Source organism: Gloeocapsopsis sp. IPPAS B-1203 (assembly GCF_002749975.1).
Taxonomy (GTDB): Bacteria; Cyanobacteriota; Cyanobacteriia; order Cyanobacteriales; family Chroococcidiopsidaceae; genus Gloeocapsopsis.
Window position 1 is genome coordinate 209,250 of sequence record NZ_PEIG01000007.1, and the last position, 26,518, is coordinate 235,767.

The window sequence follows — 26,518 nt, forward strand, 5'->3', positions numbered from 1 at the left end:
CAATTGTCGCAAAAATCCTTGAGTGCGACACTAATTCTTTCAGCCTATCTCTAAGTGCAGGTAAATTTTGTATTTAAAGTTGCGGTTAGTTTAAATTACTGATGACTTTTTTGCATTTAAGCAAGTAATGATTAAATACATTACCATTTGGTAATGCTTCAAGCTGCTTTGACAAACAACCTATAGTGTCAAAATTCGCGATTATTAAAGTAACTTGTTTTAAAGACCGATAATGTATTTTTGCCATTCATCGTGTAGCCCACTTTTAAGGTGCTTGCTAACTTCAAAATACAAGCTACTGTAAGGTTTACGCGGAAGATGATGAAGATGCATATGCGCTTCTAGAGGAGTACGATTACCTTTTTTGACGTTACATCGAACACACGCCGTCACTATGTTTTCCCAAGCATCACCACCGCCTCGCGATCGCGGAACAACATGATCGAGAGTGAGATCGTCGCCTGCATAACCGCAGTATTGACAGGTATGACTATCACGGTGAAGAATGTTACGGCGAGTCAAAGGAATTTCCTTGTAAGGAACTCGCACGTAGTGACGCAGCCGGATCACGGTTGGCAAGGGAAAGTCAGCATAAAGATGCTTACCATTGTGTTCTACTTGCTCAGCTTTGCCTTTGATTAACAAAACAACTGCTCGCCGCCAGCTCGTAATATTGAGCGGTTCGTAAGAGGCGTTCAGGACTAGAACCTTAGCCATTGATGGTCGCTCAAGCCAATATTTTTTACAGATAGTAACACAACTATGCTGTACAATGCAGCCCTTGGCTGCAAATCAAGTCAATATCGCTACAGCTACTCTGCCCACATTTACCCACTATAGAGTCGCTTGATAGCAAAACAGTATCAGTTGATGTAACACTTGTGTTAATGAGGTTTTGAAAGCTAAACTGCCTAATCAAATTAGCCGTTGAAGTTGCAGCTAACTGCCAAATGCTGAACGCTAATTGCTTTAATGTGAGTGTAGAGGAGCAAGCCATGACTTTGAGTTGGCAACAACCGATCGCAACAATGCGATGCGATCGCGCTTGGGTAGAAATTAGTTTAGCAGCGTTAGCATATAATATTCGTCAGCTGAAGCATTTACTCTCTTCAAGAACTCAACTGATGGCAGTAGTTAAGGCAGATGCTTATGGTCACGGTGCTGTTATGGTAGCTGAGACAGTGTTGCAAGCTGGAGCTAGCTGGTTAGGTGTGGCAACTGTGCCAGAAGGTATTGAATTAAGAGAAGCCGGAATCACTGCCCCTATTTTGATTTTAGGAGCGACGCATACTCCAGAACAAATTAAAGCGATCGCTCATTGGCAACTTCAGCCGACATTGTGTAACTTCAAGCAAGCCCTCGTGTTTGCCGAAACTTTAACAGCAATGCAAAGCGCAGTCTTACCTGTACATTTAAAACTTGATACGGGAATGTCACGATTAGGACCTCCTTGGCAACAAGCTGTAGAGTTTGTGCAGTTAATTGCGCGATTGCCTAACTTAAAGATTGCCAGTATTTATTCGCATTTGGCAACTGCAGAAAGCCCTGACCAAACTATCTTAAGACAGCAACAACGAAACTTTGAGCAAGCGATCGCTCAAATTAAGGACGCAAAATTGCTTTTTCAAAACGAGCAAACACAACCCGCATTACATTTGGCAAACTCAGCTGCGACCCTTACTGCTCCAGATTTACACTATGACATGGTTCGTGTTGGGCTAGCAATGTATGGGCTTTATCCAGCTTGGCATTTAGCTCCAATTGACCTGAAGCCTGTGATGCAAGTCAAAGCACGAATAACGCAAGTAAAAACAATTCCTGCGGGAACTGGAGTGAGTTACGGTCATAAATTTATGAGCGATCGCCCCACTCAACTTGCTGTAGTAGGAATTGGCTATGCTGACGGAGTACCTCGCAATTTATCTAATCAAATGACTGTTTTAGTTCGAGGTCAGCGCGTACCCCAAATTGGTGCGATTACGATGGATCAACTGATGTTGGATGTTAGTGCGATCATTGATGTTCAAGAAGGAGAAGTTGTGACGCTACTGGGTGAAGATGGTACTGAAAAAATCTCAGCTGACGACTGGGCAACTCAATTAAATACAATTTCGTGGGAAATCCTTTGTAGTTTCAAACACCGACTACCACGCGTTGCCATAGCAGAGGTCAGGGGTTAGGTGTCACACAGGAGTAACATTATTTAGCTCAATAGTTCTGAGCCTGCAAAATGTCCTAACCATATTGACCACATTGCTAGACAAACAAAGTCCACCTGCGTGGACTCACTTGTAAAACTAATGCTGCAGTGTGAGAGAGCGCGTCACACTTAGCTTTGAATAACCCTAACTTCAGTTAGAGAACATTTGCTAATCTACAAAGTCTGCTGGTAGATCAGACGGTGCTTCATCTGCGGCAATCGGGCGGCTACCATCGATATTTAACCGACCTTTTACTTCAAAGTTATCTGCTGCAATGGGTCGCTCTCCATCCATATACACGGTATTCCGCACTTTAAGATGACTCGGATCGATGGGACGTTTGCCGTCAATATTGAGCGTTGCCTGTTCGCTAAATTCATTTGCAGCGATAGGACGTTCCCCATCTTCTTGGTAGGTATCTGTGACAACGAACTGATTTGCTGTGACAGGACGTTCTCCGTCATCAATAATTTTGCCTTGAATTTCTAAGTCACTTGAGTCAACAGGACGACTATGTGAGTCACCTGCTTTGTGAGTTTTATCTTTTGCCATTTGGATCAATTAGTCCTTTTTAACGTACTTGCCTAAGCATTTTGAATCGACGAAAGCTTGTAAGTTTCTCTGTGAGTCAACGCATATTGCCTTTTAGCTATTTTTATGCTTTGTTGGAGTCATCAGCTTGTAATACATTCCTGACTCTGGCGTTGGCGGAAAAGGTTCTCCTTTAGTTGCAGTGACTTCTTGTCCTTTGTTGCCACCACGAGGTCCTGTCAGTTCGTATAAGCCGCTTTCTGGCACTATTTCTCCTGGTTTATACAATATGCTACTAGAATTTGAATTGTCTGTTGCGGCTACAGACGTTTTGTACTGAAGACGAAATTGGCGTTCAATCGAAAAGCCAGGAAGAAAGCCTCCATGATAGCGAACTTCTTCAAGCCTACCGAATGAACCTTTGATTTGCGTAACAGGAGAAAGTAGTTGTTTGTTTTTCTGACTCCATGTGACTAAACAGCTATCAATCTTCTCTTGAAACTCTAATGCTAAAATCGTGGCATCATCAGCACCGATGTGGCTGTCTACAATAATAGTAAACTTCAGAGAAATTAATGATGCAGTTTGTAATTCTGGCGATCGCGCCTCAGAATTAACATCAGTAGAGGATTCTTCAGGATGAAAAACAAACTGCGAACGAAAGTGAGCAAACTCTTCTGTTGCTAGCTGGTGATGTAGATACGGCAGTAATCCTTGTTCAGAATCTGACAATATTTGACGAACAGTTGAGGTAGTGGGCATAACTTCTTGTAAACGATTTAGATGCTGCAACTTCAACCTCAACAATTTCATAAAGCGTACCCGCAATGCTACCCCTAGATTGAAGAAAATTTACTATCTACAGACAGGGGAAGCGCTTTTGTTAAACCTACGGTTCAGAGTTTGTGTAATATCTTCATCATAAAGCTGCCCTAAATAGCATTAGCTGACAACTATAAAGCTGCCAGCTAAAACCACTATCAAAGCTATGAGTGCTGAATATTAAGTTGTCAGGAACACAGTCAAACTAAAACTCAAAATTCAATGCTCAGAGCTTAGTTTATGCTGTAGCAACAGCCTCATCTTTAGGGACAATAACTGGTTCTTCCAACAGTTGAGTATATAGTTTACTGAGTTGAGCAGCTACACCATCCCAGCTAAACATATCTTCTACTCGCTTTCTTGCCGCACAACCAAGCTGATCGCGCCACTCTGAATCACTTAATATGCGGTCAATCGCGGTTGCAAAAGCATCATTATCTTTTGGTGGTGCGAGTAATCCAGTTTCTTCTGGTACTACTGTATACTGTAATCCACCAACATCGCTTGCTACAACAGGTGTGCCACTCGCCATTGCCTCAATTGCTACTAAACCAAAAGGCTCGTAGTGACTAGGAACAACACAAACATCTGCTGCTGCGTAATATGTTGGTAGGTCGTCATCACCCAAACGCCCTGGGAATACAGTAAAGTCTTGCATTCCTAGTTCATTGACAATTCCTTCAATACGTTCGCGTTCTTTTCCGTCACTTTGTCCAGGACGGCTACCGCCACCGATAATCAGCTTGAGATCGGCTCCTCGTAATTTTGACTGGGCAACAGCACGTACCAACGTTTCGATGCCTTTACGGAAATCAAATCGTCCTACATAGAGAATTACTTTAGTATCAGGGTTAATTCCTAGTTGTTGTCTTGCTTGCTGCTGTTGAACTTTGCCGAAGCGGTCAATGTCGGTACCACAAGGAATAATATCGATGTTGCCTTTAGTCGAGACGAGCGATCGCATGTGTTCTTGCTCTTGTGGGCTTGTGGCTACGATGCGTTGTGCAGTCTCTAAAACCTCTTTTTCCACTGCTAAGCGAGTTTTGGCAATCATAGGAATTGTCGAAACTGACTTGTATTTAACTGCTCCTAGTGAGTGGTAAGTATGAACTTGCTTACAGCCCTGAACTTTCTTTAACTCCATACCTACTGCAGCAGACAGCCAATAATTAGTATGAACAATTTCATACTCAATTCCCGATTCCTGTTGAAACTTCAACATCTGCTCTACAAATTCGGGTATGTGCTTAAACAAGTTGTCTCGGGGTACAAACTCCTCTGGACCTGCAGTGATGCGGATCGTACGGCAATTAGGGCTGTGTTGGACAATCTTTTGTTGACTTGCACTTGCTTTACGGGTAAACATATCAACCTGCCATCCCAACTCAGCGAGTGCCTCTCCCACTTGCCGCACATAGACGTTTTGTCCTCCGGCTTCTTCCTTACCGATTTCAACCGCTGGATCTCCGTGGACTGAAATCAAGGCTATATGCTTTTGGCTTACAGAGTTCATGGTGTAGTTGTTAGAACAATTTAGTTAGGTTTAAATTGGTTTTGAGGTGGTCGTGACCTATCCTTTAAAAACCAAAAAGGAATGTTCATCATTCTCAAGTTTAATTTATGCGGTCACACATTTCTTCACATCCCCTATGGGAAATACTGTAATCCGCTCAAAGTTAAACTTGTGAGTCACTATTATTGCTTATTTTATTAAACTTTCAATTGCGCTTCTATCGTTAGTAAGACCTTTTGTATTTAATTTGGGCTAAAATTGCTCTAAAAAAGGTATCTTTGTATTCACCATTGCTCAACTTAAGTTGAGGAAAATACGGAGTCGATTAGAATTATTTCTGGCTTCTACCAATAGATAAATTTGTATGTAAGTCTTTATGTTATCTGCTTATGACTATGAACTATACAGTGTAATCTCAATACTTACTGACAGCTTCTCATGTCTACTAAACTGTTTTAAATTGCACATTACGCCTAAAGATAGAAAAGCAAATTATTAATTTAACTAATGACTAGAATCAGATTTGCTTAAGTTAGTTTTATTCTAAGTTATTCTTCTAACTCAATTGTTGCACTTACTTTTGTCTATTGTATGAAATCGCACAATAGTTATTCAGTTTCAATGTTAAGCAAAAAGGTACTAGTGCGATTGTTGATTGAGCATTTCTAAAGCATCAACATAAATAGTCAAGTATGAACACTTAGTTGAAAAAGCTTATGAGCCAGCGCTAATAATGTGGTAAATAATTGTTCTCACGCGTAAAGCACTGGCTGCGTCTAGTTTCATATTGCAAATGCACAAGGAAAAGGATCACTAAGCTTAAGCCTAGTAAGTTTGGATCTTGCTGCAATCCTTATCACCTCAGCACAACTTACCCATTACTTGTTTGTGCAGATAGCATTTGCTTTAACTTTTCCAATTCAGAAGCCCAGCGAGGATCTGGTTGGATGGTGTCTGGGTTGTTGGAAGATTGGGTGCTGTTGTTGCTACGACGTGACTTTTTGTTGTTGCGACGGGCTGAACCTTTTTCTTGGTTACTACCACTTGAATTATTGGTAGCAGCATTGCTTGGACTAGATTGTTCCTCGTCTTCTTGTCCCTTAGAACGAGGTAGTGCTTTTTCAATTTTGAGAGGAGTGTCTTTGAACATGTAACCATTGAATTTCTCAATGATTTGATCAGCCTGTTCGTCACTATTAACTGTTACAAAGCCAAAGCCGCGACATTTACCAGTTTTCCGATCTTTTATTACTTTTGTAGTCACTGAATCTCCAGCTTCTGCAAAAACTGCTTGCAGTTCCTGGCGTTCTAACTCTTCTTTCGGCAAATTGCCAATATATAGACGAACTGACATGGAAGATACCTCCGGACTTGGGTGCGAATAGAATTGGTAACAAAACTGTTTACATTACATGAGGAAGGCTGGATAATGACTGGATTTGACGTGCGTTGCAACAAACCAATTTTTCACTTTGATATTTGCCAACCTCTAAAATATAGTTCTTTGCCTGATTCAAGGCTATAGCTTCTTGTAACTCATCTGCTGATTAACTGGTTAAGTATATATTCCACCAGCTGCCAGCTGTTTTGCTACGGGTAACGCCTTTGGTTTGCTGGAACGTTGACACCATTCTTTACAGTATCATGGCATTCGTCTTGTCAGCACTTAAAAATCAACATTTCCGTCTTTAGCAATATTTTTGACTCGGTATCAGTAGCTTTATCCATCTAAGGCGAGGCTCTTCTTGTTTAGAGCGAGAAATAAAAACCAGCCTTTGGCTGGTTGAGCTTGCTGTGTTGGAACAAGGAAAGAATAACCTTATATTGCTTTGACCAGGCAATTAATTACTTATACGCAATACCTTACCTAAGACAAGTTTTGGTTTTATGTAAAATAATGTAACACAAGTTAAGCGATCTCTGCAATTTTTCTTTATATTATTTTGTACCACCTTGTAAGATAATATATGCTCCCCAGATAGCGGCGGCGCAAGCTAAAATTGTAGACCAAATTGGATGATAACTACGACCACTACGAGTTTGATGCCATGTATGAAGATCTAACCACAATGTAGCTCCGCGACGACACCACCCAGTCACGACAATATATTGACCAACTAGCTCTTCAAGCGGTGAATGGTGATTGAGCAATGTGTCAATAAGTTTCGGTAATGGTTGATGCAGTCTGATTAATCCAATATCCGATTCTAAAATCAAAACTGGCACTAACCAGTTGCTGATACCGCGGCGCCCTAGGAGTTTACCTTGTAGACGTAGCGGTTGGCTATTTAGGGGGAGCATATTAGGGTTAGATAAGAAATTGAGGGGTTCAAACTTTGAGTTGGAAAAATTGCTGTCAGGAAAAAAAGAATTAATGCGAATAAGCGTACCAATACTAAAGCCTATTGGTAAGAAACCTAAAATTAAAAACCAGTCACCAAACATCCATGCTAACTGCGGTATTCTTAACCAAATTCCAATTGCGCCAATTAACCAAGTCAGACATCCAAGAATTAAACCTAGGATAATGCCGAAAAAAGGAGCGCCTTGTCGTAAAAAAGGCACAAAGGTTGACCTATCTACGTTTGTTCTCAGGAACGCAAATTCAGGCTTCAAAGACCAATTTTGAGCAATGTCAGCAAGACGTTGCAAGCGATCGCCTACAAGCGGATGTGTCTGGTTAAGACTAAACCAGTATCGATAAGGATGACAGCAGTCCCAAGTTAGTACAGACTCAAAATCAGTCGATGTTTTGCATGAACTAAGAGTAATAGCTTGATGGTGATTGATAGGAACAAGCAACTGCCAACTTTCCAATAGCCAACTTAGACATTCTTGTTTTTGAATGTCTGTTGCGACACCTTGAGTAATTTTAAGTAAAGCACGAGTTAAACCATTTGGATTACCTGTCATTTCAGTTGAAGAGCGATCGCTGTAGTAAATTCGTACCTGAGATAGCCAAACCGCAGGAATGCAAAGAAGATACCAAACCACGTAGGCAAAATTAGCGATAACACCAGCAAGAAATCGCAAATAAAAGTAAGAAATTTTATCACCCCATTGCGATATTTGGTAATAAGCAATGTAAGGTAACTGCGTTGCAGCCATAATTAAGGACATGAGTGCAAAATCTTTGTGAGCAATATGTCCTAGTTGCGTTGCATAAATCGTGGCAATTTCATTTGCTGCCAAGTGTTCTAGAAGCCCTTGAGTAACTACAATACGGGCATTTCTAGGTAAGTTGCCATAGGTGAGTGCTAGCGGTACTGAAATTGGTAATAATCTCAGATGTGGTTCTTTCCAATTTTGCCGTTGAGAGTAGCGTTCTAGTAACTGGCGGGCTTCTGGGCTATGAGATGTTAGTGTATCGAGTGATAAGGGTTGTAAACCATAAAATACTTGTAGCAATCCATCAAGTAACCAGGGAGAGACGCTAAGCAATACAAAAAGTGTGACGAGAACAAACTGTGTTGGATCGCGGTAAAAAAGTTGGATTGGTTCTAGGTAGGGTAAATTAACTAATAAATCGTTAGTGACTCCCATGAATACTTGTAGCAGTTTGCAGATTAGCCAAAAGAACGCGATCGCTGTTCCTGCTTGTAGTAACCACAGCGGTAGCAAATTTATCTGAGGTAGTCGTTGTAGTTTTTTTAATCGTTGGGCATAGTGTTTAGTCGGGAGTGTCGCTGGTGTGGCAGAATTCTGCTTTAGTGAACTAGTGCGATCAGATTGATTTACTTGGGTTGGTTTAAGTTGTTGAGAAGGGCGGTTTAATTCCTGAAGATGACGCAATGCCCATGTTTGAATTTGAGGATCGGGATGATGGCTTAAAGTTTGGCAAAGTGCGATCGCACGCTCATCTCTAATATTTTTATAAGCAATGACTAAACCCATCTGAACTTTCACAAGCGTTATGGGGTCATTGTCGTTTTGGATCGCTGCTTCAAGTTGCGCGATCGCCTTGTGATAGTCTCCTTGATTTAAAGCTGTTAATCCAGCTACTACAGATGAATGAGGAGCAGCCATGATTTTATTGTGTCAAATTGATGAAATTTTTATTTTATGAATTTCTCTTGTAGCAGTGCCTTTATAACGTTAGCAACAGTTGATCTAGAAAAATTAGTGCTTTTCTACAGTAATCTACTAAATATAAAACCACAGCATTACACTCTAAATAGTTATGCTGAGTTTCAGTTACCAGGTTTGCGATTAGGTATTTTTAAACCAAAGCAAATGCACCAACCTGAATTTGAGAACTCAAGTAGCGCAATGAGTTTATGCCTAGAAGTTAGTGACCTAGAAAATGCCGTCGCGCACCTTACCTCTCTAGGCTACCCACCACTAGGCGAAACATTAACAGCTTCTCACGGAAAAGAAATATATGCCTACGATCCACAAGGCAATCGTCTAATTCTACATCAGTCTAGTTGACGTCAATCATTGGCTATTAACTCTACTAGATATCACCAATTAAAATATTGAATGACATCCGCTAAACCGTAAATACTAATAATCAGCATCAGGACTGCAGTTACTTGAGTTGCACGGATATAAGGTGAAGGCGCGATCGCTTCGCGGATCAAAATCGAGATTGACGATCCAATGACAAAACTGAGGCTTAATACTAAATAAGGCCAGAATGGTACAAGACTCCAAACTGCTAAGAGGATTAATGCTATCCACAGCATAATAAGCTCAACAAAGCGGGGTGGATTGTACTGGCTAGATAGAATTAAAGTATTCAGCCAAAAGCGCCAAATTGCCATATTGTGCCTACCAACAAGAGATAATTAGCGACGTCCACTCATCTGGGCGGTACCGTTTGATTGTGCAGTCTCGGTAACATCTTCAATACCGAATACGCGGTTGAAAGCTTTTTCGACTTTGTATCCAGAGTCAATTGCTTCTAGGGGGTCTTTCCGCAAGCGATGGCGCAAGCATAACGTAATGACGCGACGAATATCATCGACAGTCACTTCGGTACGTCCTTCAAAGGCTGCTAGAGCTTTTGCAGCACGGTTTGTAACAATGTCACCACGCAAGCCATCAACATCAAGTTCGGAGCAGACTTCTGAGATGTTTACTCTCAAGTCGTAATCAAGATTCACTGAAGGTAGTAGTGCTTGAGCTTGAATTAATTTTTGTTGCAATTCTTGCTGCTGGGCTTGATATTTTTCTAAAAACTGCTGTGGATTTTGATCGAATTCGGCTCGTTGTTCAACAATTTGGACGCGTAGTGCGGGTTCTTTTACAGTATGAATTTCTGCGTGCATCCCAAAGCGGTCGAGGAGTTGCGGACGTAATTCACCTTCTTCGGGGTTTCCTGAACCAACTAAAACAAAACGTGCAGGATGACGAATTGAAATGCCTTCACGTTCTACAGTGTTCCAACCACCTGCTGCTGAATCGAGCAAAACGTCTACTAAGTGGTCATCAAGTAAGTTAACTTCGTCAACATAGAGAATGCCTCGGTTTGCCTTGGCAAGAAGTCCTGGTTCAAAAGCTTTGACGCCTTCAGATAAGGCTTTTTCAATATCAATAGTGCCACAAACTCTATCTTCGGTTGCGCCCAAGGGCAAATCAACCATAGGAACTTTTTTATGCGTCACAGGAATTTCTGCTTGTTGTTCGAGTTGCTGCCTAACAGCATCACTCATCAGTTCGGGATCTTGAGGATCGCTGTTAAAAGGATCGTCAGCAACAACTTCAATTTCTGGAAGCAAATCAGCTAATGCTCGAATTGTTGTTGATTTACCAGTACCGCGATCGCCCATAATCATGACACCACCAATTTTGGGGTCAATCACGTTCAACAATAAGGCAAGTTTCATTTCTTCCTGACCGACAATGGCAGTGAAGGGAAAAACGCGGCGGACAGCTTGGGCAGTTGAACTCACAGAAGATTACCTGAAAATGTGGGGACACCGCTTTTCATTGTGCCACACTCTGAGGGGCTAGGAGCGAGGAGCGAGGGGTAAGGGTGAAAAATAGATGATTTGCTTGTAGCAAGCCTACATTGTTCATGAAGTATCTCTCCTTATTTCCTTCCTCTGCGATCTCTGTGACTCTGTGGTTCGTTAAACTGGTTATAACTCGCCATACGCTTGCTCATCTGCAGCTGATTCCCACTCACCTGCCGTTTCTGCTACAGCGTCAGTGATGGCAATTTTTGAATACCATTTGTACGCATTTCCAATACTTTTCTAACATCTTGAGGAATCGTTGCTTGATACTTCTTTGTCACTTTTGACACGAGTGATTTCCGTCTAGCCATAAAATAAATCTGCGCTAAATTGGAGACAATAATTTTTTGTAGTAATACGGTATTATTTTGGTAGACTAAGGCAACCAAAAGTCAGGGAGCAAATTCTGAGTTAGGTAATGTAGAGTATTGTTGAGCGATCGCCCAAGCTGAATGTGTGGTTCATCAGATTCAACAGGAATAATTGCAGCTGGAGTACCGCGTCCAAAGCGTGAAATAACTAAGTTAGCTGCTTCCAATCCTGTAACATAAGCTTTTTCCTGCGACCAAGAACCGTGACGGTTGACAATCCAGTCACCGCTCATAAACACATTTTTGAGACTTGTCGTTGCAGGCAGCATATATTGATAACTACCAGGGGAAAAATGCGTCACAGCCCGTGGTAAACGAATGACATTACTGTCGATGACGTTGGCGGTATAAAATGCGGGAATACACCTTGCTAAGTCACGTTGTACTAAAGACACAATCTCTGCGTCACTCAAGGGAAGAAATTGATTGGCGTGGTAAAAATCAGCTTCAATAACTGTACCTGGAACATTGCGATATTCATCATGCAGTGCGTTTAAATCAAAAAATGTCCAACCTGTTGTCGCATTAAACCCAAAACATGCATTCGATGGGCGGGGAATCTCAATTTTGCGATCAAACCACAGCCTAGTGGCTAAAACATCAATTGCACCTAGGTTCATCACATCGCGGAATTCTTGACGGCTTTGCAGGGAGCGGCTACTGCTAATAATTTTTTGCATTCCGCTGATTCCCACCGCAAAGATAACTGCATCAGCGGTAAAAACTCGTTCTCCACAAACAACACCTGTTGCTTGACCGTTGTCATCAAGAATTAAGTCACTTACTCGTTGATTTGCTACCAATTTACCACCAGCTTGCTCGATGCGTTTAACCCAAGGTTGAAAAATCATTTCGCCCACAGTTCCGCGACACCAAACAACATCAAAATTTGGTTGATGCGCCAAGATAAAGTAATACAGCATTCCTAAAGTTGCAGCAGCAGAACATTGTTCGCCAGGGGCAAATAAACCAACTAAAAGCATCGGTTCAAAGGAATCGCGATATAAACGTGCTGAAACACCAAAATCTTTAAATAATTCTCTGGCGGTAACAGAATCGTAGCGTTGCCATGCAGCGTCAGAGTTATCGAAGTCAATTACAGCGTAAAGTAGCGGTAAAGCACTCAGGCGATCAATCAGGGGTAAACGCTGAAACTGAGTGTAGAGAAATGTTCCAAGTGGTGCAGGCAGTCGCGGTAAATCTTGAAAAATAGGTGATACCACTTCTAATCCTGCTGGGGAATATTGCGAGGAACGAGTAAATGGTGTGAAGGGATTAATACTTAATTCGCGGACGAGGGAAAATGTATTGCGATAGGGATACCAAAAGCCATGAATTCCGGCTTCTACCGAACGCCCTGCGGCTTGCCAACCTGCGACTAGCCCACCAGGATAGGGACTTGCTTCCAAAAGCGTCACATCGTAGCCTTGCTTTGTTAAATGATAAGTCGCTCCTAACCCAGCCCAACCAGCACCGACAACAATAATTTTGGGGGAAGGTTGTGATGTTGATTGCATAGCGCACCTTGATAATTCCTAAGTCTAGAATGACACTAACTAGGTCATGGGTAATTGGTAATCGGTAATTGGTGGTAACACTAATTAATAACTATAAGGCTGCAAAATAATTATTATGCTTAAATTGGAAAGCTGGGATAAGAAGTGAATTTGGTGATGTAGTCGTGATGGATGAATCAGCCGCAACGGATCTAACAGCCACAGATGTGGTAGAGGCGGAAACTTGTACGCCGCAAGATGAAGACGCATTAAGTGCTTGCGTTCAAAGTTTAGGCTTGCCACAGATCCAACGTCATATATTTATTTGTGCTGACCAGACTCTCGCGCAATGTTGCTCTAAAGAAGCGAGTCTAGAATCTTGGGACTACCTTAAAAAGCGCTTGAAACAGCTAAAACTTGATAAACCAACTGCGACACGTCCAAGTTGTGTCTTTCGCACTAAAGCAAATTGTCTACGAGTGTGCTGCCAAGGACCGATTTTAGTGGTCTATCCTGATGGTATGTGGTATCGACAAGCAACCCCAGAAGTGATTGAACGCATTCTCCAGGAGCATATTATTGGTAATCGAGTTGTTGAGGAATACGCTTTTTTGACACATCCTTTACCTAAACCCGCCGCAATGGTAAAGGAGACTGCGGATGTTGAATAGCGATCGCTACCGACATTAGTCAACCTCAATCAAAAATAAGATAATTTCTAACTGCATACCAACAATTCCTAAGAATGCAGATATAATATCGCGTTAGATATACTTCAAAATTTTCGTACCATTGTTAATATCTCAGTGCTTCTATCTCAATTACGGCTGGCAAACCCTCTCAAAAAACATAATGTTAATATACTTTAACCACAAAATAATATTATTAACAACATGCCAACAAGCAGAAAATATTGTAGAAAAGATTATTGATAAATACCTTTAGCTCAATTGTAGTGAGTAGCATATACCATGAAAGAAACTACTGCCAAAGACAACAAGCGACTACTCCTGATTGACGATGATCCGAACTTGATTTTGCTCGTCAAGGATTATTTAGAATTCCGTGGTTATGAAGTTATTACCGCAGAAAATGGACGCGAAGCCCTGCAGATTTTAGAGCAGGAAATTCCCGATATGATTATTTGCGACGTGATGATGCCAGAAATGGACGGCTACACGTTTGTCAATAATGTACGCCAAGACGAAAGAATCAGCTGGATTCCAGTTTTGTTCCTTTCAGCTAAAGGTCAAAGTCAAGATCGAGTTAAAGGTCTGAACACAGGTGCTGATGTTTATATGGTCAAGCCATTTGAGCCAGAAGAACTTGTAGCACAGGTAGAAGCATCTTTAAAACAGGCGTATCGCCGTACTCAGCAAACAAATAACGGTAGTGAGGTTGCACCTAAAATTCAAGTTCCTTTTGATGTTCATCTGACTCAAACTGAACTGAAGGTTGTGCAGTTTGTTGCTAGAGGTTTAGCAAACCGTGATATTGCTGAAGAACTTAATGTTAGTCAGCGGACTGTAGAAAGTCACGTTTCAAATATGCTGGGTAAAACAGGCTTACATAACCGTACAGAATTAGCGCGGTGGGCAATTGAAAATCAGATGGCGTGATCAACTTCAACTATTGAGCGATTATCTAGTTATCTAGTTATGCTCTACTACCTAAGTAGATTTATATTTCTGCAAGTAAATCAACATAAAATTCAGATTCAGATACAGTTTTCAGCTACTTGATTTCTAATATCTGAGTCTGTTGAATTATGCAAATTCACTTAATAGGATAAGGCTGGTAATTTTTTATTACCATCCGTCTTCTTCTGAAGGTAGCTGGTTCCAAATTTCTAAATCTAATTCATTGAAATAGATTAGGGCATTTTGAATTTGTTGGCTGGTTCCTCGTAGTTCTAAATCAAACCAGCCATCATCACGCCCGTTAGGGTTGAGTAATAATGACCTATTCCTCTACATCCTTAATGCTAGTTTTGCGTTCTAAAATTTCTTTAAGTACTAAGGTAACTAGCGCTAAACAAGCGAGTAATACCGATGCAGCAAATGCTGCTTGTGACTCGTATTGCTTATAAGCTTCTTCAACATATAGTGGTAACGTTTGTGTTTTACGAATAATGTTGCCAGATACAACAGAGACAGCACCAAATTCACCCATGACTCTAGCGTTAGTCAAAATCACACCGTAAAGTAAACCCCAGCGAATGTTAGGAAGGGTAACACGCCAAAATATTTGCCAATCTTTTGCCCCTAAGGTTTTAGCAGCTTCTTCTTGATCTGTACCAGCTTCTTCTAATACAGGAATCACCTCTCTAGCGACGAAAGGCATAGTAATAAAAGCACTGGCAATAATCATTGCTGGTAGTGCAAATATAATTCTGATATTAATTGCTTCTAGACTCGGTCCCAACCAACCGCTTCTTCCGTAAAGCAATACCAACATCAACCCTGCAACTACAGGAGACACAGCAAAGGGTAAGTCTATAATGCTAACGACTAAAGCACGACCGCGAAACTTGTGTCGCGTAATTGCCCAAGCTGCACACAAGCCAAAAATAGTGTTGATTGGTACAACAATTAAAGCAATTAGTAATGTTAATCGAATAGCATTGATAAATGCTGCATCGGAGAAATTTGCAAAGAAAGGTCCTACTCCACTTCTAAAAGCTTGGACGAAAACGTTGATTGCAGGAAAAAATAATACTAACGCAAGATAGGCAACTGCAATTCCAATGAGTGCAATTTTTACCCATGAGGCTTCTTTTGTTTGAGAACCTGCTTTATTTTGGGCAACTACGTCGCCACTCAAAGCATTAGACCTCATATCGTCTCCTCCAAGCTTGTAATAAATTGATCCCCACGAGAATAAGTAGCGAAATTAATAATAAAACGGTACCGATGACAGTTGCGCCTGCATAGTCGTATTGCTCTAAGCGTTGGAAAATCAGTACAGATGCAATTAAATCCTTAAATGCGATATTGGAAGCAATAATCACAATCGAACCGTACTCCCCTACTGCACGCGAAAAGCCTAATGCGACTCCTGTAAGCAACGCTGGCAATAATGGTGGTAAGACTACACGCCAAAAGGTTTGGATGCGAGAAGCACCTAAACTCCAAGCAGCTTCTTCAACATCAATGTCTAATTCTTGTAAAACTGGTTGCAGCGATCGCACGACAAATGGTAAGGAGATAAACAGCATTGCTACCCCGACGCCCAACCGTGTAAATGCGATTCTGATGCCCAAAGGAGCGAGTAATGAACCAATCCAACCTGTTTCGCTATAAACAGATACTAAGGTTAATCCAGCAACAGCTGTTGGTAAAGCAAATGGTAAATCGATTGCTGCATCAATAAATCGCTTCAAGGGAAAATCGTATCGTACTAAAACCCAAGCGATTAAAGTTCCAAATACTGCATTCACAGCGGCTGCAACTATTGCAGTAACAAAGGTGACATCATAAGCGGAGAGCGCTATAGGACTTGTGGCAATTTGCCAAAACTCAGCTGGTGATACCGTTGCAGCCCTCAAAAATAACGCAGCAACTGGTAAAAACAGCATGAACGTCATGTAAGTGATTGTAATTCGCCAAGGCCATGTCAGGTGGAACTTGGGATTTTTACGTACAGGAACAGGTTGAGTAGAGGATGCCGCCATAAATTAAGCACAATATATTGTGTGTGGTAGTTGTTGAGTTACTTCTTGAAGAAGCAATCGCTTTTTTGTAGCACAATGCCTATCTTGCTGCAGCCAAACTAGCTTGAATCTTGTCAAACTCAGCGCCATCTTCAAAAAATTGCTGTTGTACGGTGTTCCAACCTCCTAGATCTTGCACTGTAAATAATGTTTCTATCTTGGGATACTTATGTGCAAATTCTTGTTCTACCGTAGGGTCAACAGGCCTAAATCCTACTTTGGCAAACTCGCGTTGCGCGGTAGGAGTAAATAGAAATTGAACAAAAGCTTCTGCTACTTCGCGATTACCGTGTCTATCAACATTTCTGTCTACTACTGCGATCGGATTATCGATCGATATATTGACTTTAGGAACTATATATGGTAGCTTTTCTCCTCGTTGTGCTGCCAAGATAACTTCATTTTCGTAGTTAATCAAAGCATCGCCTTCTTCTTGGTTGAAGAAGACATCGCTAGCTTCACGTGCATCTCGTGGTAGCACAGGGGCATTTTGATAAACTTCTCTAGTAAAATTTAAAGCTTGCTCGTTGCTTCCTCCGGTTTCTTTCATTGCGCCCCACAATGCTAAAAAGTTCCACCGCGCCCCTCCAGAAGTTTTCGGATTAGCTGTAACCACTCTTACGTTATTTTTGGTTAAATCTGACCAAGTTTGAATACCTTGAGGATTGCCTTCACGAGTGACAATAGCGGCGACAGACTTATGTACAATTGCGTTGTTTGGCGCTTCTTTTTCCCATCCTGGTTGGATCAAGCCTGCTTTTTCAACTTTTTTCATATCAAGCGCTAATGCTAGTGCTACAACATCAGCATTTAAACCATCTACCACCGCACGAGTTTGCGCACCAGAACCACCGTAACTTTCGTTAAATAGTACGTCTTGGTTATGCTGCTGTTTCCACATTGCCGTAAACTGCGGAATAATTTCTTTGTATGCAGCTTTTGTAACAGCGTAGGACACAAGTGTAATCTCTACATCGCGGTTTTGGGCACTAGAAGGCGCACAGGACGCCATCCCTACACTTAATCCGACTCCTACCAAAAATAGGGACACAAACTTCTTCCACGATGCTCGTAGCGTTGGGATAATTTGCAGCAGCCCCATGAAACCCTCTCCTTTAAACTCCGGTTATTCGGTCGGGATACCGGATTTAATTCCCTGGATGTCGATTATACACAGCAAATAGGAGAAAAGCAACGCAACTCAGCAAGTGCGATCGCTGAGTTTTTGTCAGTAAAATTCGGTGTAGCTTTAAGCTTTTTGGTAAGGAACAACTACAGTTCTGTTAAGGCTTCTCAGAATCGCAGACGCCCTACGACTGAAGTCGGGGCTATCCAGGCAAAGTGTACCTTCGTACACTAAAATTAAGACTTTTAAAAAGGTTAAAGCATGCCTTACCTATACCTGCGGGAAGCCCTTTCGCGTTTATAGTGTGTGAATTCATTCGCCCAGTATTCTATAGTTCCGGTTCGCCCTGAATTTTGCGGCGAAAAGCTTCTTCCATAATTTTGATCCCTGCTTCGTCTAAAGGGGCTGGATACTTTTTGGCATTAGGATCGCGACGATTTACAAATAACTCATAGATAGCTTCATCATCATGAGTAGCGATAATATAAGCCCTGAGTTCCGCTCTACTCATTTCTTTAAAGTTAGGTTTGTTCATCAGCAAACTCCCACAATCCGTTGCGACAAACGACAATTTCAAGATTTTCGTTTATTCCAGCCAAAATAAACACATTTCCAGTGCTGTCATCGTAGCGAAATAAATGAATAGGCTGGAAGCAGTTAGAAAGCATCTGACATACGCGCAAACAAGCAAAAGCTTGATCTACAGTCGGTTGAATGTGATTTACCTCCTATGTTAAAACTCTGCACTTAATGGCGATCGCGGGAAAGGAATCACATCGCGGATATTACCCATACCTGTCATAAATTGCACCAAGCGTTCAAACCCTAAGCCAAAACCTGCGTGAGGCACTGTACCATAACGGCGTAAATCTAAATACCACCACAAATCAGCAGGATTCATACCTTGAGCTTGAATTCTACGCTCTAGTACGTCTAATCTTTCTTCCCGTTGCGAACCGCCGACAATCTCCCCAATCTTAGGTGCAAGAATATCCATTGCTGCAACGGTTTTTTGATCGTCGTTGAGCCGCATATAAAATGCTTTAATCTCCACGGGATAGTCAGAAACAATCACAGGTTTTTTAAATAACTGTTCTGCTAAATAACGCTCGTGTTCTGATTGTAAATCTAAGCCCCACTTGACAGGATACTCGAACTGTGCATTGGATTTTTCTAAAAGTGCGATCGCTTCTGTATAAGTAATTCGCTCAAACTGGTTATTAATAATATTCTCAGCCGTTGCAATGACTGAGTTATCAATTCGTTGGTTAAAGAACTCCATATCTTCGGGGCAAGTCTCTAACACATATTTGAAGATATGCTTGAGAAACGCCTCAGCTAAATCCATGTTTCCCTGAAGATCGCAAAATGCCATTTCAGGCTCAATCATCCAAAATTCGGCTAAATGGCGCGATGTATTAGAGTTTTCGGCGCGGAAAGTGGGACCAAATGTGTAAACATTACTAAATGCCATTGCCATGACTTCGGCTTCGAGTTGCCCACTCACGGTAAGATATGCCTTGCCACCGAAAAAATCTTGGCTATAATCAACATCTTGAGTTTCTGTGCGCGGAACATCTTTGAGATCAAAGCCTGTGACAGTAAATAATTCTCCTGCACCTTCACAATCGTTACGCGTGATAATTGGCGTATGTACCCACAAAAAGCCGCGTTCTTGAAAGAATTGATGCACAGCGGTTGCACAAGCATTACGTACGCGAAAAACTGCACCTAAAGAATTAGTACGCGATCGCAAATGTCCAATGGTGCGTAAAAATTCAAACGAATGACGTTTCTTTTGCAGGGGATATGTTTCGGGATCAGCTTCCCCGTAAACTTTCACGCTTTGGGCTTGTAGTTCTATGCGTTGTCCCTTACCTTGCGAAGCAACAAGTTTTCCGGTAACTTCAACAGATGATCCAGTATTTGTTTGCTTTAACAGAGACTCGTATTCTGGCATTTCAGCATTGAGTACGACTTGCAGGCTAGCTAAAGAAGAACCATCGTTAACTTCAATGAAAGCAAATCCCTTGAGATCGCGTTTTGTCCGTACCCAACCTTGAATTGATACAGTCTCATCCGGTTGACCGTGCCGCAAAATATCTATAATCCGTTTGTGCATGAATAGAAGCAATCCTTGCGCAGCAACAATGGCAAATGTAAAGATTATTATAGTTTCCTAGACGCTGGCAGGCGCGAAGCCTACGTCACTACCCTACACAGGATCGTAACATCCACCCGATGAGTATTCCTAAACCACCAAAGCGTACAGCTTGCCAAAATGGTTCTCTTAGGCTTCCCCAAGAAAACAATTGACTTTCTAAATTCACTTCGATTTCTTCAAGTTCGGCTTTGATGCGGTTTAGTTCATCTGGAAATTCTTTTGTTCTACCAAGTTCTTTTTGGCGCTGCTGAAGTGTTGCTTGACGGTGTAAGTCGTTTTGCACTTGGCTGTAGCGTTGTTTTAATGCAACGAGCGATCGCTCTATTTCTGCAAGCGATCGCTCTATTTCACTTGATAATGGATCTGGGGGCGACTGCGCCATATGAAATATTTAATATTTGTGTATCCTATATTGCAAACCTCAGAGCAACTGGTATGCATCCAAGATTATAGGTAAGAATAAGTAAAATGATTTTTTCGTAACTATGTTGCAAGCTAACCAGAACAAGAATTCTGTTCAAGACCTTAGCACTTTAGAATTAGCTCAAGCTTTAATGGCAAAACTCGCGATATCTCCCCAAGACTGGCATCGATTAAAGTCTAACCGCAAAGTACGTGCGAGTGAACAAGCTGCGGCAGCAATTATATTTCTGCTCAAGGATCAACCCGAAGAAGCTTTACAACGATTACAGCAAGCATCTGGCTGGTTAGATCGTTCGATTTCGGCACCACCTTGCCCTACACATGGACATAATAGAGAGTAGGAGCGTGGAGCGAGGTGCTAGTGTAATAGCGGTAGGCGAAAGCGATTATTAAAGTGTTTGCCGAGTCTTAATTCTGTTCCATTGGCGTTCCAATGTACCCGATCAAAAATTTTGTGGAGAATACACAGCCCCCGACCATTTTCTGATTCTTCGGAGGGTAGGTATTCATGAGGGTTGCCATTACACTCACAGGGGGGAGTAAACCCACAACCTTCATCGGAAATCAACCACCAATAGTGGTCGTCTTCTATCTTGAATTTAACGATAACTAACTTGCTGGGATCGAGGTTGTTTCCGTGCTTTGCTGCGTTGACTAATGCTTCTTGAAGTCCTAAGCGCAGTTCAGCTTGCCATCTACAGGGAACCTCTGCTAAAAGTAAGTCCAAGATTGGACAAAGATAAAGAGTTGAGGCAAAGCTAATTGTACCCCAGGGACGTCCTAGTGGACGAGGTGAAATAGTAATCACAGATCAAAAACCTCGTAACTTTTAGCTAGTAAATATCGGCTGATTTTTTGCTGATTTTAGTTACTTATATCCAATTCACTTTGAGCAAAAATAAAATAGATATCAAAAAAATTGGAACATTTCAGAGAAATGCAGTTTGTGATCTGATGCTATAGTCTATTGTGATAAATATGATTGTGCAGTCATTTAGTTGTATCAAGCTTTCAGCCCTTAAAAGCATAGATTCCTCGCCTTTTCTGCCAATCTATAAACACAGAAGCCCAACCTAAGCCGGCTTACCTGTTGATATACCTGTAACCCGTTTTTCTAGCTAAAAAAAATGCAGGTTTATATTTATTCTAACATTTATATGCTTAGAAACAATACTTAAAGCATTGGTATGTGCGATCGCAACTGACAATATGATTCAATAAAACACAATTGCTGATAATTGTAAATTATGGTAATGCTGCAACTCAGTCAAATTGACGTTTTACCAGGACAACGCATCGTGTTGCAAAATGTAGACTGGCAGCAATTTGAGGACATTATAGCAGAGTTAGGCGAACATCGTAGCTCGCGAATTGCCTACAGCCAAGGCACTTTAGAGATTATGACACCGCTGCCAGAACATGAAGTGATAAAGGGGCTTGTAGGAGATATCGTAAAAATCTTACTTGAAGAAAAAGTGACTATTGACTAGTTGCTAGCTACTATCAACTAACTACTGACAAGGAAGGCGGCACATTCTACGTGCGATGTCTGCGGGAAGAAATCAGCAGGTTGTACTCGAACGAGATCATAGCCTTTTTGACACAGTAACTTGAGATCGCGGGCGAGAGTAGCGACTTTACAGCTAACGTAGACAATTTGTGATGGTTGCACTTGCAGTAAAGTTTCAATGACAGTGCGATCGCATCCTTTGCGCGGAGGATCGAGGAAAACAATATCAGGGGTAATTTCTAGTTGTGGTAGCAATTTTTCAACTGCGCCCACTTGAAAACTGACATTCTTGATGTGATTTAAATTTGCGTTGTGTTGTGCTTGCTGTACTGATGTTGGTTGCAATTCTAAACCAATGGCTTGTCTAACTTGTGGTGCTAGAGGTAAAGTAAGCGTACCAATCCCACAATAGGCATCGAGTAATATTTCATGTCCTTGTAAATTGAGTTGCTGACTAATTTCTTGTAGCAAAGCTTCTGCGACTTCGGTATTCACTTGAAAAAATGTCTCTGGGCGGACTTGAAATTGTAGTCCGGCAAATTCTTCAATTAAGTAAGCTTTTCCGGCAATACACCGAGTTTCTTGCCCAAAAATGGCGTTGGTGCGATCGCTGTTGCGATTGAGGGCTACTCCGACTAACCGTGGGTAGCGTTTTAACCACTCTTGAGCTTGATCTGTAATTTCTGGTATCCAATCTTTAACTACCAATGTCAACAGCATTTCTCCAGTGCAACGCCCAATCCGCAAAGCTAAGTGACGAATTTGCCCTTTGTGGTGTTTTTCATCGTAGATTTGCCACTTCTGGTTTTGAATATCTTGCTTGACTTCACGCAGTAGCGGATTTAATCGCGAGTCTTGTACTGGACATTGATTAAGATTAATTAATTGATGAGTGTTTTTTTGATAGTAACCAGCTTGAACTTGTCCTGTGGCTGAAATTCCTAAAGGATATGTCGCTTTGTTACGATAGCTTAACGCTGAAGGTGCAGCGAGAACAGAATTAACAAGAGGATTGCTAAAACCGCCAATGCGTTGCAAAGCTTGAATCACTAAATTTCGCTTTGCTTCTAACTGATATTCATAATTGATATGTTGCCACTGACAACCACCACACTTATCAGCAACAATACAACTCGGACGAATGCGGTGTGGAGACGATGCGAGTAACTGATAAAGCTTGGCACGAGCGAATTGGGGTTTAGTATAAGTAAGTCGTACTAGGGCGCGATCGCCTGGTACAGTATCAGGAACAAAGACAACGCGATCGCCAAATCGCCCTACTCCATCGCCAGTATCGCTCAAGTCATCAATGACAACTTCGACTAAATTTCCCTGTTGCCATAAATTTTTTGACTGATTTTGAGCATCGATATTAGATAATTCTGTTAAAGACACAGTATTCTCTCTCTTTCTTTGAGTGCCACTGACTCGTTAAACTACAAGTGATATTCTTTTGATCTTTGAGATACCCTTAATCATGAGCATAGTTAGCAACGTGATCCTCAAAGCCGATGATGAACTGCGTTATCCTAGCAGCGGCGAACTAAAAAACATCAAAGATTTTTTGCAAACCGGCGAACAACGGATGCGTATTGCTAGTACGCTAGCAGAAAACGAAAAGAAAATCGTACAGCAAGCCAGTAAACAACTTTGGCAGAAACGCCCAGATTTTATTGCCCCTGGTGGAAATGCTTATGGCGAACGCCAACGGGCTTTGTGTCTGCGCGACTACGGTTGGTACTTGCGCTTGATTACTTACGGTGTGCTTTCTGGCGATAAAGAACCAATTGAAAAAATTGGTTTGATTGGTGTTCGAGAAATGTATAATTCGCTCGGTGTACCAGTACCAGGAATGGTTGAATCAATTCGTTGTCTTAAGGAAGCATCTTTGGGCTTATTAAGTTCTGAAGATGCTGCTGAAGCTGCACCCTACTTTGATTATATTATTCAAGCTATGTCTTAGTCTCATAAAAGCGATTAGCATTTAGCGGTTGGCAATTAGCTAATAGCTCTCAACGCCCCACTGTCTACGACTGTTGCTAGCATTTTTGTTAGGGCGATCGCAGGTGGTGGGGACTGTTTTGATTTACTCAATGTAGTCAAATAACACTGTAGTCATATAACGATCTGCCCATTCTTTACCAAAAGCTTTTTCGAGAACGCGGCGGGTTTTGTCGTTTTGCTGTTGTTGGGTACAGTAATTGCGTTGACCTGCTAAAATTTGTGCCTGTTGTGCTGCAGATACAGGCTGAGCAGCGATCGCCTGTGTAACGTGAATTTCTAGATAGTTTTGCACTTGCTGGAGAAATAATGCTTCTTCTTCACCGTGAGGACGAACGAATAAACAAAATTTAGAGAAAATATGACCCCACTCTGGAAGATCTCTGGGTTGTGAAAAATTGGGTGCTGGAAGTGCTGCTAATGCTTGAGTATAGGTATCAGGTAAGCTACTCTCGCAAACAGGAGATAGATCTGCGATCGCTGCACTAATTTGCCCTCTACCGCCGACTAAGTCGCAACCAAACATCGGTAAATTGTATTCGGGGCGAGGGAACATGACGCAATGCAAGATATCCAGCGTTGTCCCTACTTTGGCAAGTTCGAGGTGCATTTTGCGAAACTGCGGCGTTTGATAGCAGCGATTCTCGATGGTGAGTTTTTCTCCTTCTAATTTTCCTTCTACATACCCAAACTCGTGTGGTAACTGATAAGGAGAAAGTTCTAGGCGCTGCCAAATTGACTCGATACTATCAGCCAATTGACGAATTAGAGGATGTTGTTGCGATCGTAGTGAGTAGGTACTGGATGTCATAAAACAACACTTGTGAACTGGTTGTTTTAACTAGATTACCGCTAGCAGTAGTACTGCTCGCACAAAAGTAAATTTATGAAACAACTCCTTGCTCAAAGCTACTAAATTTTTGTAGCATAAGTTACAGAAAATATATAAAATATTTGCATTGGCATAAATAGTGCTGAGCTAATTGCCAATTGCTAAATGCTAATTGTTTATATAGGAAACAGTAATGAAGCTTGATGTCCATAAAATTACAGACGCACCAATTTGGAATATCAAACCTTTTCTAAATAAAGTACAGCCGGAATTTACAGCAAATAGTTGGGTACAGCTACGAGAACTTCCTAGCGATTATAGTCACGATGAAGCGCTGCTATTGTGTCAGTTGTCGCATGATAAATGGGTAGCGTGGGTTCCCCAACATGGAGAAGTTACTCTCCACGCACATCAGTTTTGCGCATGACCCTAAAGCCAAAAATCTGTAATATCGTAGCTAAGATCGCTCAACATCTGGCGCAGTAGCGGTAAACTCAAACCAATCACATTTGTGTGACAGCCCTCTAACTTCTCTATAAATAATCCCCCTTTGCCTTCTAATGCAAAACCTCCCGCACACTTAAGAGGTTCTCCTGTCGCTACATAAGCTTCAATTTGACGATCGCTAGCATTGGCAAAGTAAACTCGCGTGACTTGGCAGCGTACCAAGGTATGCTGTTGTTGTAGGTCAATGAGAGCATGACCTGTATAAAGTTCACCAACATTACCCCGCATTTTCTGCCAACGGGCGATCGCTTCTTCAGTATTAGCAGGTTTACCGTGAATCTCTCCGTTAATTGATAAAACAGAATCGCACCCCATAATCAGCGCAGAATCAAATTGAGGTGCAACCGTTTCAGCTTTACTGCGGGCTAAAGTTTTGACTAACAACCGCGGATCGCGTTCTTGAATTTGAGATTCGTCGAAGTTACTTGGGGAAACTATAGGATCAATGCCCACACTTTGTAACAGACGACGTCGCGCTGGGGAAGCAGACGCAAGAATAAATTGCATAGCTGAGAAGAGGTCAGAGGTCACAGGTCAGAGGTCGGGGATTTGCTAAAGTAACTTTATGATGACGCTTTGTTGATTTGCGCAAGCTACATTTATGAAAGGGTTTGAAAGTGAAGGGTGTCTTCTTCTTGCGCTGCTGGTTCTCAGTCCTTAAGTGCTTGTTGTGGTTTACTAATAAACTGTAAAAGATTTGACGACTGCATCTAGTGTAGGCTTAACTTTTGTCCAACGTCGTTCGGGGGTAGAGGCATTGAAAGTGAATAGCTTACCACGACTGACGGCAACACTAGCTAGGTTATGGCGTTGCTGTTGATTGGGTAGTTTAACTGTGTACTCTAGAAGGTAATAGGTTTTTGTCTCTGTTTCTAATTTTGCAGCATTAACTAACTCAGCTTCTCGCCCAGAGTCAACAGGGGCGATTGCACTTTTACCGAGTTTATAACCTACTTCGCTGGGGTTTCCCAAATCAGCTAAGGTTTTGCCTTCAGGAACATCACTGACAACGACAGAAACATTTTCAGTTGTTTCAATTAAATCGTGAAGTACAACATCAGGACCATTCGATACACTAACAGGAACCCAGCCATTCGGATACAAAAACTCATAACCATCGATGCTATCAACATAACTTTTCAAGCCAGAAACGGCGGATGTACAGCTTGTTAGACCAACGCTAACAGCAATTAACAAAATGACTAACAGTCGTCTTAACATTTTTCTCTAAGATTTTTAGCGATTAGTTGATTGGATTTAGGTAGCAAAAATACACTCTTTTCGGTAGCGATAAGCAAAGCATAAACCAATGCGATTTCAATTATCCCACCTTGGGATACTCGCTT

30 protein-coding genes and 2 pseudogenes are annotated in these 26,518 nt (G+C 41.7%); 9 read left to right on the plus strand and 23 right to left on the minus strand.

Going from position 1 to position 26,518, the window contains the following annotated elements; translation table 11 throughout:
• Nucleotides 1-219: 219 nt before the first annotated feature.
• A complete protein-coding gene (locus CSQ79_RS14620) occupies nt 220-717 on the minus strand; it encodes an HNH endonuclease (RefSeq protein WP_099701905.1) in 498 nt (165 codons plus the stop codon).
• Between the two features lie 278 nt (nt 718-995).
• On the opposite strand from CSQ79_RS14620, the gene alr reads away from it, so the two are divergent.
• Nucleotides 996-2,180: an alanine racemase gene (gene alr / locus CSQ79_RS14630; RefSeq protein ID WP_099701907.1), complete on the plus strand. Its 1,185-nt coding sequence runs from the start codon at nt 996-998 to the stop codon at nt 2,178-2,180.
• A gap of 189 nt (nt 2,181-2,369) precedes the next feature.
• Here alr and CSQ79_RS14635 read toward each other — a convergent pair whose 3' ends face one another.
• The 5 genes from CSQ79_RS14635 to CSQ79_RS14655 form a co-directional block, all read right to left on the minus strand.
• A complete protein-coding gene (locus CSQ79_RS14635; protein ID WP_099701908.1) occupies nt 2,370-2,753 on the minus strand; it encodes a hypothetical protein in 384 nt (127 codons plus the stop codon).
• Nucleotides 2,754-2,846: 93 nt separating this feature from the next.
• On the minus strand, nt 2,847-3,545 hold the full coding sequence (locus CSQ79_RS27810; protein WP_099701909.1) for a hypothetical protein: 699 nt from the start codon (nt 3,543-3,545) through the stop codon (nt 2,847-2,849).
• Nucleotides 3,546-3,792: 247 nt separating this feature from the next.
• On the minus strand, nt 3,793-5,067 hold the full coding sequence (locus tag CSQ79_RS14645; protein WP_099701910.1) for a glycosyltransferase family 4 protein: 1,275 nt from the start codon (nt 5,065-5,067) through the stop codon (nt 3,793-3,795).
• A gap of 871 nt (nt 5,068-5,938) precedes the next feature.
• Nucleotides 5,939-6,421, minus strand: a complete 483-nt coding sequence (locus tag CSQ79_RS14650; RefSeq protein ID WP_099701911.1) for an RNA recognition motif domain-containing protein — start codon at nt 6,419-6,421, stop codon at nt 5,939-5,941.
• A gap of 584 nt (nt 6,422-7,005) precedes the next feature.
• A complete protein-coding gene (locus CSQ79_RS14655; protein WP_099701912.1) occupies nt 7,006-9,093 on the minus strand; it encodes a M48 family metalloprotease in 2,088 nt (695 codons plus the stop codon).
• 36 nt (nt 9,094-9,129) lie between these two features.
• On the opposite strand from CSQ79_RS14655, the gene CSQ79_RS28635 reads away from it, so the two are divergent.
• Nucleotides 9,130-9,498: a VOC family protein gene (locus tag CSQ79_RS28635; protein ID WP_099701913.1), complete on the plus strand. Its 369-nt coding sequence runs from the start codon at nt 9,130-9,132 to the stop codon at nt 9,496-9,498.
• 32 nt (nt 9,499-9,530) lie between these two features.
• Here the strand turns inward: CSQ79_RS28635 and CSQ79_RS14665 are convergent, their stop codons facing one another.
• The 4 genes from CSQ79_RS14665 to CSQ79_RS14680 all read right to left on the minus strand — a co-directional run bounded on the left by CSQ79_RS14665 (nt 9,531) and on the right by CSQ79_RS14680 (nt 12,918).
• Nucleotides 9,531-9,833 carry a hypothetical protein gene (locus tag CSQ79_RS14665; RefSeq protein ID WP_099701914.1) on the minus strand — a complete coding sequence of 101 codons (303 nt, stop codon included), beginning with the start codon at nt 9,831-9,833 and terminating at the stop codon, nt 9,531-9,533.
• Nucleotides 9,834-9,857: 24 nt separating this feature from the next.
• Nucleotides 9,858-10,964: a magnesium chelatase ATPase subunit I gene (gene bchI, locus CSQ79_RS14670; protein ID WP_099701915.1), complete on the minus strand. Its 1,107-nt coding sequence runs from the start codon at nt 10,962-10,964 to the stop codon at nt 9,858-9,860.
• A 248-nt stretch (nt 10,965-11,212) separates the two neighbouring features.
• Complete coding sequence (locus CSQ79_RS27820) at nt 11,213-11,341, minus strand: hypothetical protein (protein WP_289501140.1); 129 nt, start codon at nt 11,339-11,341, stop codon at nt 11,213-11,215.
• A gap of 65 nt (nt 11,342-11,406) precedes the next feature.
• Nucleotides 11,407-12,918 (minus strand): hydroxysqualene dehydroxylase, encoded by a 1,512-nt coding sequence (locus CSQ79_RS14680; protein ID WP_099701917.1) that lies wholly within the window; start codon nt 12,916-12,918, stop codon nt 11,407-11,409.
• A gap of 167 nt (nt 12,919-13,085) precedes the next feature.
• Here CSQ79_RS14680 and CSQ79_RS14685 point away from each other — a divergent pair, with 167 nt between their 5' ends.
• Together CSQ79_RS14685 and CSQ79_RS14690 are read left to right on the plus strand one after the other, a co-directional pair.
• Nucleotides 13,086-13,568 carry a (2Fe-2S) ferredoxin domain-containing protein gene (locus CSQ79_RS14685; protein WP_099701918.1) on the plus strand — a complete coding sequence of 161 codons (483 nt, stop codon included), beginning with the start codon at nt 13,086-13,088 and terminating at the stop codon, nt 13,566-13,568.
• A 300-nt stretch (nt 13,569-13,868) separates the two neighbouring features.
• The gene (locus CSQ79_RS14690) at nt 13,869-14,516 is read left to right on the plus strand and encodes a response regulator transcription factor (protein ID WP_099701919.1); all 648 of its coding nucleotides are present in this window, start codon (nt 13,869-13,871) and stop codon (nt 14,514-14,516) included.
• 189 nt (nt 14,517-14,705) lie between these two features.
• Here CSQ79_RS14690 and CSQ79_RS14695 read toward each other — a convergent pair.
• The 4 genes and pseudogenes from CSQ79_RS14695 to CSQ79_RS14710 all read right to left on the minus strand — a co-directional run.
• Nucleotides 14,706-14,828: pseudogene (locus CSQ79_RS14695) on the minus strand (NIL domain-containing protein); the annotation flags it as partial.
• Between the two features lie 31 nt (nt 14,829-14,859).
• A complete protein-coding gene (gene cysW / locus CSQ79_RS14700; protein WP_099701920.1) occupies nt 14,860-15,735 on the minus strand; it encodes a sulfate ABC transporter permease subunit CysW in 876 nt (291 codons plus the stop codon).
• On the minus strand, nt 15,725-16,570 hold the full coding sequence (gene cysT / locus CSQ79_RS14705) for a sulfate ABC transporter permease subunit CysT (RefSeq protein WP_099701921.1): 846 nt from the start codon (nt 16,568-16,570) through the stop codon (nt 15,725-15,727). The genes cysW and cysT overlap by 11 nt, the downstream gene beginning before the upstream one ends.
• A gap of 79 nt (nt 16,571-16,649) precedes the next feature.
• Entirely contained in the window at nt 16,650-17,711 is a 1,062-nt protein-coding gene (locus CSQ79_RS14710) for a sulfate ABC transporter substrate-binding protein (protein ID WP_099701922.1), read from the minus strand.
• Here CSQ79_RS14710 and CSQ79_RS27080 point away from each other — a divergent pair.
• Complete coding sequence (locus CSQ79_RS27080) at nt 17,697-17,969, plus strand: hypothetical protein (RefSeq protein WP_143755457.1); 273 nt, start codon at nt 17,697-17,699, stop codon at nt 17,967-17,969. The genes CSQ79_RS14710 and CSQ79_RS27080 overlap by 15 nt on opposite strands.
• A gap of 94 nt (nt 17,970-18,063) precedes the next feature.
• On the opposite strand, the gene CSQ79_RS14715 is transcribed toward CSQ79_RS27080, so the two are convergent.
• The 4 genes from CSQ79_RS14715 to CSQ79_RS14725 all read right to left on the minus strand — a co-directional run bounded on the left by CSQ79_RS14715 (nt 18,064) and on the right by CSQ79_RS14725 (nt 20,281).
• Entirely contained in the window at nt 18,064-18,270 is a 207-nt protein-coding gene (locus CSQ79_RS14715) for a DUF6887 family protein (protein WP_099701923.1), read from the minus strand.
• Complete coding sequence (locus CSQ79_RS27825; RefSeq protein ID WP_502693932.1) at nt 18,257-18,451, minus strand: DUF6888 family protein; 195 nt, start codon at nt 18,449-18,451, stop codon at nt 18,257-18,259. Before CSQ79_RS27825 ends, CSQ79_RS14715 begins: the two co-directional genes overlap by 14 nt.
• Nucleotides 18,452-18,468: 17 nt before the next feature.
• Nucleotides 18,469-19,857 carry an asparagine--tRNA ligase gene (gene asnS / locus CSQ79_RS14720; protein ID WP_099701924.1) on the minus strand — a complete coding sequence of 463 codons (1,389 nt, stop codon included), beginning with the start codon at nt 19,855-19,857 and terminating at the stop codon, nt 18,469-18,471.
• 88 nt (nt 19,858-19,945) lie between these two features.
• Complete coding sequence (locus CSQ79_RS14725; protein WP_099701925.1) at nt 19,946-20,281, minus strand: sll0565 family protein; 336 nt, start codon at nt 20,279-20,281, stop codon at nt 19,946-19,948.
• 103 nt (nt 20,282-20,384) lie between these two features.
• On the opposite strand from CSQ79_RS14725, the gene CSQ79_RS14730 reads away from it, so the two are divergent.
• Nucleotides 20,385-20,663, plus strand: coding sequence for a DUF6439 family protein (locus tag CSQ79_RS14730; protein ID WP_099701926.1), 279 nt, complete (start codon nt 20,385-20,387; stop codon nt 20,661-20,663).
• 17 nt (nt 20,664-20,680) lie between these two features.
• Here CSQ79_RS14730 and CSQ79_RS14735 read toward each other — a convergent pair whose 3' ends face one another.
• Nucleotides 20,681-21,130: an ATP-binding protein gene (locus tag CSQ79_RS14735; protein WP_099701927.1), complete on the minus strand. Its 450-nt coding sequence runs from the start codon at nt 21,128-21,130 to the stop codon at nt 20,681-20,683.
• A 439-nt stretch (nt 21,131-21,569) separates the two neighbouring features.
• Here CSQ79_RS14735 and CSQ79_RS14740 point away from each other — a divergent pair.
• Nucleotides 21,570-21,794 (plus strand): annotated as a pseudogene (locus CSQ79_RS14740) (Uma2 family endonuclease); the annotation flags it as partial.
• 35 nt (nt 21,795-21,829) lie between these two features.
• Here the strand turns inward: CSQ79_RS14740 and rlmD are convergent.
• A complete protein-coding gene (gene rlmD / locus CSQ79_RS14745; RefSeq protein ID WP_099701928.1) occupies nt 21,830-23,227 on the minus strand; it encodes a 23S rRNA (uracil(1939)-C(5))-methyltransferase RlmD in 1,398 nt (465 codons plus the stop codon).
• 82 nt (nt 23,228-23,309) lie between these two features.
• Here rlmD and CSQ79_RS14750 point away from each other — a divergent pair, with 82 nt between their 5' ends.
• A complete protein-coding gene (locus CSQ79_RS14750) occupies nt 23,310-23,795 on the plus strand; it encodes an allophycocyanin subunit alpha-B (protein ID WP_015187670.1) in 486 nt (161 codons plus the stop codon).
• 123 nt (nt 23,796-23,918) lie between these two features.
• Here the strand turns inward: CSQ79_RS14750 and CSQ79_RS14755 are convergent, their stop codons facing one another.
• Complete coding sequence (locus CSQ79_RS14755; RefSeq protein ID WP_099701929.1) at nt 23,919-24,644, minus strand: phycocyanobilin:ferredoxin oxidoreductase; 726 nt, start codon at nt 24,642-24,644, stop codon at nt 23,919-23,921.
• 214 nt (nt 24,645-24,858) lie between these two features.
• Here CSQ79_RS14755 and CSQ79_RS14760 point away from each other — a divergent pair, with 214 nt between their 5' ends.
• Nucleotides 24,859-25,092, plus strand: coding sequence for a hypothetical protein (locus CSQ79_RS14760; protein WP_099701930.1), 234 nt, complete (start codon nt 24,859-24,861; stop codon nt 25,090-25,092).
• Between the two features lie 2 nt (nt 25,093-25,094).
• Here the strand turns inward: CSQ79_RS14760 and CSQ79_RS14765 are convergent, their stop codons facing one another.
• Both CSQ79_RS14765 and psbP read right to left on the minus strand, forming a co-directional pair.
• Nucleotides 25,095-25,679, minus strand: a complete 585-nt coding sequence (locus CSQ79_RS14765; protein ID WP_099701931.1) for a Maf family protein — start codon at nt 25,677-25,679, stop codon at nt 25,095-25,097.
• A 171-nt stretch (nt 25,680-25,850) separates the two neighbouring features.
• A complete protein-coding gene (gene psbP, locus CSQ79_RS14770; protein ID WP_099701932.1) occupies nt 25,851-26,393 on the minus strand; it encodes a photosystem II reaction center PsbP in 543 nt (180 codons plus the stop codon).
• Nucleotides 26,394-26,518: the final 125 nt, after the last annotated feature.

Coding starts and splice junctions, on each gene's coding strand:
- CSQ79_RS14755 (WP_099701929.1), bottom strand. CDS start 24,644: ATGACATCCAGTACCTACTCACTACGATCGCAACAACATCCTCTAATT.
- CSQ79_RS14760 (WP_099701930.1), top strand. CDS start 24,859: ATGAAGCTTGATGTCCATAAAATTACAGACGCACCAATTTGGAATATC.
- CSQ79_RS14765 (WP_099701931.1), bottom strand. CDS start 25,679: ATGCAATTTATTCTTGCGTCTGCTTCCCCAGCGCGACGTCGTCTGTTA.
- CSQ79_RS14715 (WP_099701923.1), bottom strand. CDS start 18,270: ATGAACAAACCTAACTTTAAAGAAATGAGTAGAGCGGAACTCAGGGCT.
- CSQ79_RS27820 (WP_289501140.1), bottom strand. CDS start 11,341: ATGGCTAGACGGAAATCACTCGTGTCAAAAGTGACAAAGAAGTATCAA.
- cysW (WP_099701920.1), bottom strand. CDS start 15,735: ATGAGGTCTAATGCTTTGAGTGGCGACGTAGTTGCCCAAAATAAAGCA.
- CSQ79_RS14635 (WP_099701908.1), bottom strand. CDS start 2,753: ATGGCAAAAGATAAAACTCACAAAGCAGGTGACTCACATAGTCGTCCT.
- CSQ79_RS14750 (WP_015187670.1), top strand. CDS start 23,310: ATGAGCATAGTTAGCAACGTGATCCTCAAAGCCGATGATGAACTGCGT.
- CSQ79_RS14655 (WP_099701912.1), bottom strand. CDS start 9,093: ATGGCTGCTCCTCATTCATCTGTAGTAGCTGGATTAACAGCTTTAAAT.
- alr (WP_099701907.1), top strand. CDS start 996: ATGACTTTGAGTTGGCAACAACCGATCGCAACAATGCGATGCGATCGC.
- CSQ79_RS14620 (WP_099701905.1), bottom strand. CDS start 717: ATGGCTAAGGTTCTAGTCCTGAACGCCTCTTACGAACCGCTCAATATT.
- CSQ79_RS14710 (WP_099701922.1), bottom strand. CDS start 17,711: ATGGGGCTGCTGCAAATTATCCCAACGCTACGAGCATCGTGGAAGAAG.
- CSQ79_RS28635 (WP_099701913.1), top strand. CDS start 9,130: ATGAATTTCTCTTGTAGCAGTGCCTTTATAACGTTAGCAACAGTTGAT.
- CSQ79_RS14690 (WP_099701919.1), top strand. CDS start 13,869: ATGAAAGAAACTACTGCCAAAGACAACAAGCGACTACTCCTGATTGAC.
- CSQ79_RS14685 (WP_099701918.1), top strand. CDS start 13,086: ATGGATGAATCAGCCGCAACGGATCTAACAGCCACAGATGTGGTAGAG.
- CSQ79_RS14645 (WP_099701910.1), bottom strand. CDS start 5,067: ATGAACTCTGTAAGCCAAAAGCATATAGCCTTGATTTCAGTCCACGGA.
- CSQ79_RS14665 (WP_099701914.1), bottom strand. CDS start 9,833: ATGGCAATTTGGCGCTTTTGGCTGAATACTTTAATTCTATCTAGCCAG.
- psbP (WP_099701932.1), bottom strand. CDS start 26,393: ATGTTAAGACGACTGTTAGTCATTTTGTTAATTGCTGTTAGCGTTGGT.
- CSQ79_RS14650 (WP_099701911.1), bottom strand. CDS start 6,421: ATGTCAGTTCGTCTATATATTGGCAATTTGCCGAAAGAAGAGTTAGAA.
- CSQ79_RS14730 (WP_099701926.1), top strand. CDS start 20,385: ATGTTGCAAGCTAACCAGAACAAGAATTCTGTTCAAGACCTTAGCACT.
- cysT (WP_099701921.1), bottom strand. CDS start 16,570: ATGGCGGCATCCTCTACTCAACCTGTTCCTGTACGTAAAAATCCCAAG.
- CSQ79_RS14725 (WP_099701925.1), bottom strand. CDS start 20,281: ATGGCGCAGTCGCCCCCAGATCCATTATCAAGTGAAATAGAGCGATCG.
- asnS (WP_099701924.1), bottom strand. CDS start 19,857: ATGCACAAACGGATTATAGATATTTTGCGGCACGGTCAACCGGATGAG.
- CSQ79_RS27810 (WP_099701909.1), bottom strand. CDS start 3,545: ATGAAATTGTTGAGGTTGAAGTTGCAGCATCTAAATCGTTTACAAGAA.
- CSQ79_RS14680 (WP_099701917.1), bottom strand. CDS start 12,918: ATGCAATCAACATCACAACCTTCCCCCAAAATTATTGTTGTCGGTGCT.